Origin of the sequence: Virgibacillus phasianinus (genome assembly GCF_002216775.1) — a bacterium.
Lineage (GTDB): Bacteria > Bacillota > Bacilli > Bacillales > Amphibacillaceae > Virgibacillus_F > Virgibacillus_F phasianinus.
The window spans coordinates 820,383-834,070 of sequence record NZ_CP022315.1 but is presented as its reverse complement, the minus strand read 5'-3'; the positions used below and the strand labels follow the sequence as shown (position 1 = coordinate 834,070).

At 40.4% G+C, this 13,688-nt stretch carries 14 protein-coding genes; 10 read left to right on the top strand and 4 right to left on the bottom strand.

Features of this window, described 5'->3' with window-relative positions; genetic code table 11:
* Window positions 1-4: 4 nt before the first annotated feature.
* Window positions 5-568 (bottom strand): biotin transporter BioY, encoded by a 564-nt coding sequence (locus tag CFK37_RS04240; RefSeq protein WP_089063535.1) that lies wholly within the window; start codon window positions 566-568, stop codon window positions 5-7.
* A 244-nt stretch (window positions 569-812) separates the two neighbouring features.
* Here CFK37_RS04240 and CFK37_RS04235 point away from each other — a divergent pair, with 244 nt between their 5' ends.
* On the top strand, window positions 813-1,325 hold the full coding sequence (locus tag CFK37_RS04235; RefSeq protein WP_089060715.1) for a hypothetical protein: 513 nt from the start codon (window positions 813-815) through the stop codon (window positions 1,323-1,325).
* A gap of 45 nt (window positions 1,326-1,370) precedes the next feature.
* Here CFK37_RS04235 and CFK37_RS04230 read toward each other — a convergent pair whose 3' ends face one another.
* Window positions 1,371-2,807: an amidase family protein gene (locus CFK37_RS04230; protein WP_172840454.1), complete on the bottom strand. Its 1,437-nt coding sequence runs from the start codon at window positions 2,805-2,807 to the stop codon at window positions 1,371-1,373.
* 346 nt (window positions 2,808-3,153) lie between these two features.
* On the opposite strand from CFK37_RS04230, the gene CFK37_RS20520 reads away from it, so the two are divergent.
* The 4 genes from CFK37_RS20520 (at window position 3,154) to rsgA (ending at window position 7,386) form a co-directional block, all read left to right on the top strand.
* Window positions 3,154-3,285, top strand: a complete 132-nt coding sequence (locus tag CFK37_RS20520) for an RAxF-45 family protein (protein WP_089060713.1) — start codon at window positions 3,154-3,156, stop codon at window positions 3,283-3,285.
* A gap of 107 nt (window positions 3,286-3,392) precedes the next feature.
* The gene (gene abc-f / locus CFK37_RS04220; RefSeq protein ID WP_089060712.1) at window positions 3,393-5,036 is read left to right on the top strand and encodes a ribosomal protection-like ABC-F family protein; all 1,644 of its coding nucleotides are present in this window, start codon (window positions 3,393-3,395) and stop codon (window positions 5,034-5,036) included.
* A gap of 151 nt (window positions 5,037-5,187) precedes the next feature.
* The gene (locus CFK37_RS04215; RefSeq protein ID WP_089060711.1) at window positions 5,188-6,012 is read left to right on the top strand and encodes an aldo/keto reductase; all 825 of its coding nucleotides are present in this window, start codon (window positions 5,188-5,190) and stop codon (window positions 6,010-6,012) included.
* 309 nt (window positions 6,013-6,321) lie between these two features.
* Entirely contained in the window at window positions 6,322-7,386 is a 1,065-nt protein-coding gene (rsgA, locus tag CFK37_RS04210) for a ribosome small subunit-dependent GTPase A (protein ID WP_089060710.1), read from the top strand.
* A gap of 49 nt (window positions 7,387-7,435) precedes the next feature.
* Here rsgA and CFK37_RS04205 read toward each other — a convergent pair whose 3' ends face one another.
* Together CFK37_RS04205 and CFK37_RS04200 are read right to left on the bottom strand one after the other, a co-directional pair.
* Window positions 7,436-7,966 carry an HD domain-containing protein gene (locus CFK37_RS04205; protein ID WP_342746755.1) on the bottom strand — a complete coding sequence of 177 codons (531 nt, stop codon included), beginning with the start codon at window positions 7,964-7,966 and terminating at the stop codon, window positions 7,436-7,438.
* 49 nt (window positions 7,967-8,015) lie between these two features.
* A complete protein-coding gene (locus CFK37_RS04200; RefSeq protein WP_245837311.1) occupies window positions 8,016-8,594 on the bottom strand; it encodes a TetR/AcrR family transcriptional regulator in 579 nt (192 codons plus the stop codon).
* A 358-nt stretch (window positions 8,595-8,952) separates the two neighbouring features.
* On the opposite strand from CFK37_RS04200, the gene CFK37_RS04190 reads away from it, so the two are divergent.
* From CFK37_RS04190 to CFK37_RS04170, 5 genes are all read left to right on the top strand, one after another.
* On the top strand, window positions 8,953-9,795 hold the full coding sequence (locus tag CFK37_RS04190) for a VOC family protein (protein ID WP_089060707.1): 843 nt from the start codon (window positions 8,953-8,955) through the stop codon (window positions 9,793-9,795).
* Between the two features lie 106 nt (window positions 9,796-9,901).
* Window positions 9,902-10,960, top strand: coding sequence for a type 2 isopentenyl-diphosphate Delta-isomerase (gene fni / locus CFK37_RS04185; RefSeq protein WP_089060706.1), 1,059 nt, complete (start codon window positions 9,902-9,904; stop codon window positions 10,958-10,960).
* A 101-nt stretch (window positions 10,961-11,061) separates the two neighbouring features.
* Window positions 11,062-11,925 carry a VanW family protein gene (locus tag CFK37_RS04180; RefSeq protein ID WP_089060705.1) on the top strand — a complete coding sequence of 288 codons (864 nt, stop codon included), beginning with the start codon at window positions 11,062-11,064 and terminating at the stop codon, window positions 11,923-11,925.
* Window positions 11,926-11,991: 66 nt separating this feature from the next.
* Window positions 11,992-12,441, top strand: a complete 450-nt coding sequence (locus tag CFK37_RS04175) for a DUF2188 domain-containing protein (RefSeq protein WP_089060704.1) — start codon at window positions 11,992-11,994, stop codon at window positions 12,439-12,441.
* A 327-nt stretch (window positions 12,442-12,768) separates the two neighbouring features.
* Entirely contained in the window at window positions 12,769-13,644 is an 876-nt protein-coding gene (locus CFK37_RS04170; RefSeq protein WP_089060703.1) for an MBL fold metallo-hydrolase, read from the top strand.
* Window positions 13,645-13,688: the final 44 nt, after the last annotated feature.

Below are 13,688 nucleotides of genomic sequence, written 5' to 3'. Positions count from 1 at the left end.
CCTGTTATGCAATGTTTTTATGTTGTTTAGGTGCTTTTGCTGTAATACCATTTCGTTCTAACCGGAACGCAAAGAAACCCGCCAATACCGCGAGAACAATATCCTTTGGCAATGGAACGATCATCCATAGCCATGCTAGATGATAGGAGAATCCATCCGGTGCATCAAACCACAACAAATAAGCCCCGTACATCCAATTTGTGCCAAAAATGTAATTGATGGACATTCCTGTTAAAGCGGCTGTTACATACATGGGCAGACTTCGTTTGGCTTCTACAATTTTACCTGCGACATATGCAACCAGAACAAATGACAAAATGAAGCCAAAGGTAGGGGACATAATCGTTGCGACCCCACCGCTAAATTGGGCGAAAATAGGGGCCCCGGCTAATCCAAGAATCATATAAACGAACATTGAAAATGCTCCTAACCGACTACCAAGAACAACCCCAGCCAATATTGCGAAAAATGTTTGTAATGTAATAGGTACGCCGCCAACAACAAAAAAGGGGGCAAATGCAGTGATGTTAGCTCCAATCGCTGTCAACGCCACAAATAAGCTTCCCATTGTCAGATGCAATGGAGTCCATTCTGTTTTCTTCACCCTAACAACAACTCCCTTCTATTTATATGTTAACCTATTTATTTAAAGGTTAACATACAAATAGACTAGCATAATTTAACAGAATGTACAGAGCTGATTTGATTCATTTCTAACTTTTCCCATTTGAAATTCCCCCTGCATATATTGTAAAATAGCAAATTGTGTGTGGAATCAGGTACAATTAATATTTTACATTTAGGTGATTTACATGATAGGAACTGCTTTTTTAGAAGATAATAAAAGTAAAGATGAGATAAAAGAAGAACTGGATACAATCGAAATTCAACTATTTCGTATGCAGCAAAATATTAAAGAAATCGCAAAAAAATGGCAGATTGTAAGTATTGATCAGACAAAGGATAATGGTTGGGTTGTCATCTATGCTGATAAAGGAGAAGAGGCGTGTCAGATTATGCTGCATGATTGTGATGCCGCTTTCCGTGGGGATTGGCATGCCGCGATTCAAGCAGATTATAAGGATGGGAACACCATTCATATTGCCGACATAAAAGGTGAGCAAAACAAAGGATATGGCTCCATATTAATGTGCCATTTAAAGGAAATGGCCCGCTTGGAAAACGTTCAGTATATCACAGGGGATATTGTGGAACGTGACTTTGATCATGTTAATAGATTAGAGCATTTTTACAGCAAGCATCGGTTTGATGTGAAAATTGACCATGATGAACAATGCGGGGAAATTATCTGGAATGAAGATTAATCAAAACGAGCAACCTTCAATTGGGAAGATTGCTCGTTTTTTCAACTATAATTCTGGTGGTTTACGGTGATGCGTTCCTTGTTCATAAGCATAAGCTAACTCGATTAGCTTAGCTTCTGAAAAGGCTAATCCTGTAAAGGTTACCCCAACCGGTTTCCCGGAACTGGTGTAGCCGGCTGGAACGGTGATCGATGGATACCCGGCTTTTGCAGCGATGCTGGAGCCATAGTAATTAGGGAAAAGGATAGCATCCAGCTTATGTTCTCTAATAACTTCTTGTAGTTTTTCCCGTGAAAATGATAGGTCAGTTAATCGATCCATAATGTATTCATCATCGGCAAGTGTACCGTCTTTTGTTTCCGATTTGATCAGGGTGGTTTGTCCGTATTCCAACGCCTCATTAGCGTTCGTTTGATTAAAATTGATAACATCGCGCAATGTGCGGACAGTGGAGTTTGCCGGGAATCTGCCTAAGTAAGCATTTATTCCATTTTTAAATTCATGATACAGCACACTTGAGTCCGGGAGGTCCGACGGTAAGTCGATCGAATCTACTATCGTAGCACCTAACTTTTCTAAATCCTTAATCGCATGATTGAAAAGTGCCAGTTCAGGGTCGTCGAGTTCGTTTAAATAACTAGCAGGAACGCCAATCTTTGCGTTCGCTAATCCAGCTTTATTTAAAAACGGCGTATAGTCAGTGATTCTATCAGTATTTGTTCTTGTCGCAACGTCAGTTTGGTCCAAGCCGGTAATTGCACCTAATATAATTGCCGCATCCGCAACCGAACGGGTCATTGGCCCAGCGGTATCCTGACTATGTGCAATAGGAATTATACCAGTCCGGCTGACGAGTCCAACTGTAGGCTTGATTCCAACAAGTGAGTTGCTGCTGGAAGGACTTAAAATGGATCCGTCCGTTTCCGTTCCGATTGCACCAACAGCAAAGTTAGCGGCAACCCCGGCACCTGAACCTGAACTAGAACCACCAACATCACAACTTCCTGGTCCGTATGGGTTAAGGACTTGCCCGCCACGAGAACTATAGCCATTTGGCATCCCTTCAGTCATGAAATTAGCCCACTCCGTTAAATTTGTTTTTCCTAGAATGACGGCGCCTGCCTTGCGTAGCTGTTTAGTTACAAATGCATCCTCCCTGGCATAATGGTTATCAAGTGCTAATGAACCGGCGCTCGTATGCATTTTATCGCCTGAATCGATATTGTCCTTTATTAGGATTGGAATGCCATGGAGAGGACCTCGAGATCCCGACTTACTGCGTTCAGCATCAAGAGCTTCTGCGATATGCAAAGCATCAGGATTAACTTCGATAACTGCATTTATATTTGGTCCTTTTGAATTATAGGCAGCAATTTGTTTGAGATACATTGTTGTTAATTCTAGTGATGTCAAATCACCGGACTCGATGGTTTGTTGGATTTTGGTAATAGTAGTTTCGTTAAGCTGGAATGAATTAGTCAATGTAAAGCCCCCTGAAAAAATATATGTATTGTGTATATATTCTACCTAAGATAAATAAATTCCTTTTAAAAAAGTAAAATTGCAGTTTGGTAGTATTTACAATGATTTTTGTTCCTTCATCCATACAATTAAGTTGTGTCTATCAATTTTCTTTCAATTGCATCTGAGGAACATTTCATTTCGAAAATTCTCCTTTGGTAATACTACTTTTTTTATTGCTATTACCATGTAACTTACAATACTCAGAAATTGCGGTCAAGTAATATTTTTTAAACAAAATTTACTTATGTTGACATCTTCCTTCTTTTAGAATAAACTAAAAATATCAAAAAAGGAGGTGGGTAACATGTTTCAAACTGGTAAAGGCATTTCGAAATTCAGAGAATATCTCTGGATGTGTTATGCGCTTTTTGCTGATTTTGTTGTGAACGGGATACGTCTGTCCTTTTTTAAACAACTAAATCAACAATACCAGTAAGAGACATCTACCCACATACGGAATTTTCAAAGACGGCGGGGATATGTATATCTCTGTCGTCTTTTTGCATGGATATGGATGTTTTCTTCTATACGGAGGAAAAGAAAATGATTATTTGCAGTTTGAAAAATGTAACACAAATCTATGGTGCGAACACCATTTTTAGTGATATGACATGTGAAATAAAAGAAAATGATCGAATTGGTCTTATAGGAAGAAATGGGGAAGGTAAGACAACTTTATTGCATTTGATTGCACAGAAAACGGACCCGGCAGAAGGCGCGATTAGTTGGAAGAAGAATTTAACCGTTGGACTTTTACAACAAACTCCTGACCTAGCACCGGATAAAAAGGTGGAATCTTTGCTGTATGATGTATTTGATTCATTAACTGATCTAAAAAATAAAATGACCACGTTAGAAAATGCAATGGCCACAGAAGGAAATCCGGATAAATTAAACCGGCATATAGAGAAATATGGAGCTTTACAAGAAAGGTTTCAAGAGGAAGGCGGCTATGAAATTGATTCGCAGATCAGGCGTATCATGAGTGGCCTGCAAATCACTGACTTGGCAGAGAAAGAGTGGGGGCAGCTGAGTGGAGGAGAACGAACAAAGGTTGGATTGGCGCAACTTTTATTGACCGCCCCGGATCTATTACTGTTGGATGAACCAACAAACCATTTAGATTTGTTTGCAATAGAATGGCTGACTGATTTTATCAACAACTATCCCGGAGCAGTTGTTATCGTGTCCCACGACCGTTATTTTCTAGATGAAACAGTGACATCTATTTTAGAAATGGATCAAGGTGAGCTTATACGATATTACACAAATTATTCTAGTTACGTGAAGGAACGTGAAGCGCGTCTGTTAATAGAATTTCAGCAATACCAGGACCAGCAGAAGAAAATGAAAAAGATGCGTGATACGATCAAACGTCTGAAGGAATGGGCAAACCAAGCAAACCCGCCAAATGCAGGACTGCATCGTCGCGCCAAAAGCATGGAAAAAGCCTTAGCCCGAATGGAAGCATTGAAAAAGCCAATATTGGAACAAAAGAAGATTAACCTCGATTTCCAAATGAACAAACGCAGTGGTAAAGACGTTGTAATCGTTGAAGATGTTTCAAAAAAATTTAATGAAAAGGTCCTTCTTGCGGATGCGAATATGCACGTCAGATTTCAGGAGAGAATTGCAATTATTGGTGAAAATGGCTGTGGGAAATCAACGTTGTTAAAGATGATCTTACAATCGGAGCAGGTTGATCAGGGTGCTATCCATCTAGGAAGTAATTTATCAGTAGGATTTCTGTCACAGCATATGCTTGAAATGAATCCTGAACGGTCAATCCTTGATGAATTCCGGGATCAGGTCCATGTAACAGAGGGAGATGCGCGGGGGATTTTGGCAAAGTTCCTTTTTTACGGAAAAACAGTTTTTCAAAGGGTAAACAGCCTAAGTGGTGGTGAACAAATGCGTTTGCGTCTTGCTCAGCTTGTTCACCAGGATCATAATTTATTAATTCTGGATGAGCCGACAAACCATTTAGATATTGAATCAAAAGAGGTCCTCGAGGATGCACTCGTTCAATTTAATGGAACCATTATTGCTGTTTCCCATGACCGTTATTTTCTTGATCGATTGTTTCCACTCACTTACCTGATGAAGAAAAATAATTTAACAAGGTTTGAGGGAAGCTTTACATTTGCTAGAAAAAAGTGGACGGAATTAGATGAGCTGTTAAGTTAGAATTTTTTCGCGGAAAGTAGTGTTGACCTGCAGATGATAAATCTCAGGTCAATATCCATTTTGTTAGAAGAAATCATAAGAGCTAATTTTTTTTCACGCGTTCCTTAATATGGTAAACTTCTAATCAGTATCGATGAAAGGATGCGATAAGATGAAGTTTATTACGTTGAACAATGGAGTTCGCATGCCACAACTTGGCTATGGCGTGTGGCAGGTTCCAGAGGATGAAGTAACACCCGCAGTATCGAATGCAATAGAGGTTGGATTTCGTTCGATTGATACAGCAAAAGTATACAAAAATGAACGCGGGGTAGGAGAAGCACTTGCCAATTCCAGCGTACCGCGAGAAGATCTTTTCATTACGACTAAGGTTTGGAACTCAGATCAAGGTTATGACAATACGTTAAAAGCATTTGATGAAAGTATGGATAAACTAGGTCTTGACTATGTTGATTTATATCTCATTCATTGGCCGACACCAGAGTTTGATGACTATGTTGAAACATATAAAGCGATGGAAAAGTTATATAAGGATGGTCGTGCAAAGGCGATTGGTGTATGTAACTTTAATATAGAACATTTGCAGCGTTTGCTGGATGAATGTGAAGTTACACCTGTAATCAATCAGGTGGAATGCCATCCATATCTGCAGCAAACCAAGCTTCAGGAATTTTGCCGGAAAAACGATATTTATTTAGAGGCGTGGAGCCCGTTAATGCAAGGTGGCGAAGTTCTAAAAAATGATGTAATCAAGCAAATTGCCGGCAAATATGACTGTACATCAGCTCAGGTGATCATTCGCTGGCATTTGCAAAGCGGAAGAGTTGTTATTCCTAAGTCTGTTACACCATCACGGATAGAAGAAAATTTCGATGTGTTTGGTTTTGAACTTAGCGATGAAGACATGAAACATATTGCAGAGTTGGACCGCAATGAACGTAAAGGGCCTGAACCGAGTGAAATGAATAATCGATAGAGTATAGAGCAGACATGGATTGAAACTCCATGTCTGTTTTTTTTGTCGTATTTCCCAGGAAATAATTACGGATTTTGTCATTTCCTAAGATCTTCTGGCAATATTTTAAATTGCATAAAAATAAAGGAGACACCAATAATAATTTTGTAGTATACTAGTAGAAACTATGTTCATCCATTTTGAAAGGAGTGGTGTTAAATGGCTATTTATCAAATTGAATTACCAATCAATCAACATACACGAATCAAAGTGGAGGAACGGTCAGCGTAAGGACGGTCTTTCCTCCAACATTTAGGGAGGAAACTAAAAGTGAATAAACTTGAAACAATTGGATGGGATTCATCTGTCCAAGATATTGATAAAGAAAATATTGCCCGCGTTATTGCGGTTCAAAAAAATAGTTATCGTATTTTAGATGGTGAAATGGAGTATTTCTCACATTTGAGTGGGAAGTTTATCAATCAGGCATTGACTTCACTGGATTATCCGGCGGTAGGCGATTGGGTAGAAGTACAGAAATTACCTAAGGAACAAAAGGCGGTAATTCATCAGATCCAGCCGAGAAAAAGTCAATTTGTCCGCCAAGCTGCGGGAACGAAAACAGAAGCACAAATTGTTGCCGCTAATATGGATACGGTTTTTATCGTGAATTCACTAAATCATGATCTGAATTTGCGTCGGATGGAACGATATATCCTATCAACATATGAAAGTGGTGCAACGCCGGTTATCGTCTTAACAAAAAAGGATGAGTGCACACAGGAAGAAACTGATCTGATTGTGGCTCAGGTGGAAGAGGTCGCGATTGGCGTGCCGATTATACCAATCAGCAGCATTACGCAAGAAGGTATTGAAGAACTAATGACATATCTACCCGCTGGAGAAACCGCTGCATTATTAGGATCTTCAGGTGTTGGCAAGTCTACACTAGTGAACACATTGATTGGCAATAAGGTCCAAGAAACAAAGGATGTGCGCGAGGCTGACAGCAAGGGACGTCACACAACAACACATCGGGAAATGTTCCTGCTGCCAAACGGAGCACTATTGATTGATACACCTGGCATGCGTGAGTTGCAGTTGTGGGAAGGTGAGTCATCAATTGATGCAACTTTCCAGGATATTGAGACACTTGAAAGCGAATGTAAATTTACTGATTGTCAGCATGATACGGAACCAGGATGCCGTGTGCAGGAAGCATTAGCAAATGGGGAATTATTAGAGGAACGCTTTTTGAGCTATTTAAAACTGCAGCGTGAACTGGCATATGAGAAAAGAAAGCAGGACCAGAAGGCGCAATTAGCAGAAAAAAGTAAATGGAAAAAGATTAGTAAACATCAAAAAGATAATTATAAGCATCGGAAAAAACGATGACATACTAAACACCTTCCAGATGAACCTAGGAAGGTGTTTTTGTTAGAGATCAACCAAATACTCTTGCCACGGTATCAGCATACTCAGCAAAATATTCTGGAACATCTTTTGGGTCGACTCCCACATACATATTTTCTGCAATTGACTGGTTATACCACCTTTGTTTCTCAATTCCCGCATTAAACTTATTCCATACAGTTTCACGCTGCGTTTTAAGATCGTGCTCCAATCCTAGTAAATTATCAAGCTTGTCAGCAACGATCAAATATTTAACATCATTCTCAGCGTGTTTTACCGTATTGATAGTATGGAGCTTGCGTTCATCCCAGGACTTTGATTTGTCTTCCGTATGGGCCGCAACAAATTTTGCAACCCTAGACCCAAATGTTTTCTCAATTTCTTCTATTTCATAAGGAGTATCCTCTACTACATCGTGTAAATAAGCAGCACAGATCAATTCATCCGAAAATCCTTCCTTCTCCAATCTCTCAGCAACTCGTACCGGATGTGTGATATAAGGTACATTCGAGTTCTTGCGGGTCTGCCCTTGGTGCGCTTTTGTAGCGAAATCCTTGGCCATCTGTTTCAAAGCAATCCCTCCTTCAAAAAAATATATGTTATTAAAAGCTCTATTTGCACAAAGCTTTCAAATGGTATTGCAATGTCGTTTGCGTTTTTTTTACTGAAAATCTGTCTGGGTGAAGGATTCCATGTATTGCCATTCCGTCAATCAGTGCATATAATCGTTCAATCTCAAGCTGCTTATCCAGATCACCTCGTGCCAAACCTATGTCAATAAGTCCCTCCACTACCGTTGATACAGCCTGACGCATTTCATCATAGATTAATTGGCTTAGTTCTTCCAAAGTGGGATCAACGAGAGTCTTTGACGAAAATATTAACCAGACCTCCATTTCTGTTCGTCGATCTTCATCAATAGGTAAAAACTCACTTAATAATGTTTCCATAGCTTCAAGTGATGATCCATCGTAACTTTTTTGTGCTGCCCGGTTTTTAACACGGTCTGAAACAAGCTGCATGCAAAAAGCAAACAGCTCTGATTGCGTCGAGAAATAATGTCTTAACGATCCAGCGGACATATTCGCCTCTTTCGCTATATTTCTAACAGAGGCTTTCTCCAGCCCATCCTGCACAATAACGTTCCAAGTCGCTTCTGCTATTTTAATTTTTCTTTGTTCATGATCCACTATTTTTGGCATATTCTTATTATAACACAAGTGTATTATATAAAATGATATGCTATATTGGATTTAACAAAACAAGAACGGTAATAAAAAGGAGCTTATGTTATGTTGGGATGATTTATAGTTGCATGTGAAATCGGTTTTTGGGTGTTCGTTTTGGCTGCCGCTGTGGTTGATTTGAAAAATGGAGCGATAGCCACTACAGTCCATGGAGTTGCTTCCATATATATTGGGGTTAGCGTAGCATATGGACATAGGATGATAAGCTGGGCAGATAGGCGTAACAGTTTAACGTTTTTCTTTTAATAAAATAGGGAATAAGTAAACTAGATATAACTATATTCGATTACGAGGAGAAGTCATGAGATTTCATACAAAGGAAATAAAACATGTTACCCATATTCATTTGAAAGTTGCAAACCTACAGCGGTCACTTCATTTTTATCTGAATGTGCTGGGTTTTCGGGTGGTTGAGGAACAGCCTTATCTTGCGAAGCTCGCGGTCGGTGGAATCACCCCTATTCTGACTATTGAACAGATTAAAGGTGCAAAACCGTTGGATTCACGAAAAACCGGGTTATTTCATATGGCATTTTTATTACCCGAACGGGCCGATCTGGCGAAAGTGCTTCGTCACTTTATGCATACAGCCTATCCTGTTCAAGGTGCATCGGACCATTTGGTTAGTGAAGCATTGTACCTCACTGATCCCGATGGAAATGGAGTGGAGATATATGTTGACCGGGATCCATCTGAATGGAAATGGGACGGTGAACAGGTTGAAATGAGTACGCTGCCGCTGGATGCAAATGCACTGATGAGGGAGGTTGCTGCAGATGGCTGGGAAGGGATGCCTGAGGGAACAATTATAGGGCATATTCACCTACAGGTATCAGACCTCAAATCGTTACAAGACTTTTATACAAATGGGTTCGGCTTCCAAATTGTGAATCTTTTTGGGGAACAAGCGCTGTTTCTATCAGCTGCAGGCTACCATCATCACATTGGGCTGAATACATGGAATAGTAAAGGTGCTAGCATACCTATGGATGATGAGGCCGGTTTAAAAAGTTACGCAATTTTTGTCCCGGCTAATGAACGGATTGGGATTGTCCAGCGATTACAAGATTTAAATGTGCATGTTGATTTAGATGGTGAGCAATACCTTGTCATTGACCCATCAGGAAATTGTATTTATTTTTAGAGTAAATTATGGTAATGGGCTGATCATTGACCTTGTGGTTGGCTTTTTCCATAGTCATTTGGTATAGTGCTTGCATGTAGCATGAAGGATTGTGGAGGGAATACGTATGGATACAGGAATTAATAAACGAAAAACAGAACATATTCGGTTGTGCCTGAATGACAATGTGGAAGGTGTTAACAAGACAACTGGTTTGGAAGGAATTTCATTTATACATAATGCATTACCGGAAATTAATTTTGACGATATTAAACTGGATTCTTCTTTTTTGGGAAAGAAAGTTAAAGCACCATTTCTTGTCAGTTCCATGACTGGCGGATCAGAACTTGCGGAGGAAATCAACGGAAACCTGGCAAAAGCCGCCGAACAGAAAGGATGGGCGATTGCGCTTGGTTCAACACGTGCTTTGCTTGAGAGTGATGCACATAAAGATTCTTTCCTTGTGCGCCAGCACGCACCAACAGCGCCTTTAATTGCCAATATCGGTGCTGTTCAGTTTAACTATGGTTATGGAGCTAAAGAATGCCAGCAAATTGTTGATCTAACCGAAGCGGACTCCATTGTGCTTCATTTGAACAGTCTGCAGGAAATCACACAAGACGAAGGGGATACTAACTTTCACGAATTAATCCCTAAGATTAAGAAAGTGTGTAAAGAGTTGACCGTTCCAGTTGGTGTGAAAGAGGTAGGCTTCGGAATTGATGGAACGGTTGCAAAACGCTTGTACGATGCAGGTATTTCATACATTGATGTTGCGGGAGCCGGCGGAACTTCATGGAGTCAGGTGGAAAAACTAAGATCAAATGATCCGCTTCGAAAGGCGGCAGCAGAAGCATTTAATAGTTGGGGAATACCGACCAAGGATTGTATCGTTTCCGTAAGAAGTGAATTAGGTTCGAATATACCAGTTGTTGCAAGTGGAGGAATGAAAACCGGTCTTGATGCTGCAAAGGCATTAACCATTGGGGCTGATGTCATTGGATTTGCACGGAAACTACTGCAGGCAGCGACTGAGTCTGAGGAAGCCGTGGTTCAGGCTATGGAACAGATTGAATTAGAATTAAAAATGGCGATGTTTGGAATTGGTGTTAAGACAATTGATGAACTAAAGAATACCGATCGCGTTACAATTATGGGACAATCCCTATTGAATAAAAAAAGCTGAAACCCTTTGGTTTTAGCTTTTTTTATGCTTTAAGAATGATCCATGATTTATTCATAAAAACAATCCCTTCAAGCAATACTAAAAGAAGGAGGGATCGTTTTATGCATTCAATACTTTTATCGTTATACCTTTTTATGATGCCCATTGAGCATGTGCCATACCAGTTAACTGTAACCGACCATGGAGATATAATTGAAACGGTTGAGCTCGATCAGTATGACTTGGAGTATTTTCAAAGTCTTTTTATCAACCAGGCGCGGCTCGGACGATTGATTACACAGTTAAATGATAAGGTTTACAAAGAACCGACCAACGCAACATTGGATGGAAAGGGAGCGATTGTACAGGAAAAATCCGGTATTGCATTAGACCGGCGTAAATTTCAGAAACTGTTTCATGAATCTTTCTATTTGGGTCAGCCTGTTAAAATGGAAGTCCCTACTAAACGTGTATATCCACGCGTTGACAGTGAGCTTTTAGCCGAAATTAAGGAAAAGGAAATTGGACATTACGTGACCCTCTATAAAGAAAGTAACAAAGAGCGTACTCATAATATAAATCTTGCGGCGAAGGCTATTAATAATCACGTTGTTTTCCCGGGGGAGACGTTCTCATTTAATAAGGTGGTCGGAAAGCGGACAAAGGAAAAAGGCTATAAAAAGGCTCCAGTAATTGTAAAAGGTGAGCTGTCAGAGGATATTGGCGGGGGAATATGTCAGGTATCCTCCACGCTATTTAACGCAGTAAATTTAAAAGGTGTTCAAATAGTAGAGCGGTACTCGCACAGCCGCAGTGTACCATATGTACCTCCGGGCCGTGATGCCACAGTAAGCTGGTGGGGGCCGGACTTTTCGTTTAAGAATATGTTCAACCAGCCAATTCTCATTCGGGCTAAATCAGTAAACGGCAGGATGGATATCGGGATTTATTCTTCCGATGCGGTGGAACGTCACAGGGATACGTAGGCATTGTTTAATTTGGCTAACATTGGGTATTGTACATAAAACACGGATTGGAGGAGGGCTTTACTAATGCCTTGGACTTTAGAGGATTATCCATCCTCATTTAAAAATTTGGATGAGGTTGTACGCAAAAAAGCAATAGATATAACGAATTCGATGATTGATGAAGGTTATAGCGAGGACCGTGCAATACCAATTGCAACAAGCCAGGCAAAGGAATGGTATGATAACGCTAGTAAGAAAGAGATTGATGAATATGAAAGCAGCGGAAAACCGACTAAGCGTTCAGATGCAGGCAAGAAATATGATAGCAATCCGGAACGATTAGAAGAAGGCGAGCAGGTCGTTTCACATGAAGAAGGCTGGGCGGTTCAATCAACTAACGCCAAACAAGCCAGTGATGTTTTCGAGAAGAAGGATGAAGCAATAAAAAGAGCGCGAGAAATTGCTAGGAATAAAGGAACAAAACTAACAATTTATAACCAAAATGGTTCAGTTCAAGAGAAGGAATCTTATTAGTTGGTGAGCCCCTCGGATAGACAGAGGGGCTGTTTTTTAATGTACTTTCCTGCGGCTTGTATTCTGTTGATTTGGCTCGTTTAGCTAGGTCGGACGGTAAATCAAGGGAAGCGGCATGTATTTGGCAGGAGAGAGCTCGTATTTCGTGACGTGGCTAGTATTTAGCCAGGACTGGACAGTAAATCAAGAAATTCAGCTTGTATTAGGCAAGAAGTAGCTTGTATTTTACACAAGTGTGATAACAAACTTCACTGGTTACGGATTTACGACTTTTTATGATTAATATCCTTCTTCCAACAAATACTATGGAAAAAGGAGGATTCACGAATGGATAAACAGCCAAATGAAAACAGTACAGAAAATAGTTTGCTGCGCTTTATGCCGATGACTTCTATTACAAGCGGAACAGGAATTCAGGTCCGAAACGATGTCTATTACTATACAGATCAAATTGTTAATATATGCTTCATTGGAACCCCGGGAATTGGTGATTGGATTCTGATTGATGCGGGGATGCCAAAAGCAGCTTCTGAAATTAAGTCAGTTGCTGTTGACCGCTTTGGACGTGAGAGCAAGCCAGCTGCAATTATCCTGACACATGGACATTTTGATCATGTTGGCGGCCTGATGGATTTAGTGGAAGAATGGGAGGTGCCGGTTTTTGCACATGAGTTGGAGATTCCGTTTTTAACTGGTGAAAAGTCATATCCTGAACCAGATCCAACTGTCGAGGGTGGCCTAGTTGCGAAAGCATCAAGGTTATTTCCGAACGAACCAATTGATCTTGGGAATTCTGTACAAGCATTGCCTGCTGATGGCAGTGTCCCGGGGCTTGAGGATTGGAAGTGGATTCATACACCTGGCCATTCACCCGGCCACGTATCTTTTTTCCGTGAGGAGGATACAGCCTTAATATCTGGTGATGCATGTATTACTGTCAAACAGGATTCGTTTTATAACGTGTTAATGCAGAGTCCGGAATTAAATGGGCCACCGCGATACCTGACCACTGATTGGGATGCTGCTTGGGATTCGGTGAAAAAACTCGCCGCATTAAAGCCAAGCTTAATTGTATCAGGGCATGGACCGACAATGGAAGATGAGGAATTGATAAATGGACTAGAAGAGCTGGTAGAAAACTTCGGGAAAGTTGCCATCCCTGATTATGGCAAATATGTTGATAAGAATAGGGGTTTGCACTGACTGTATAAGCACATTGGTATTGATTAACGTTGATGTTATGCTAC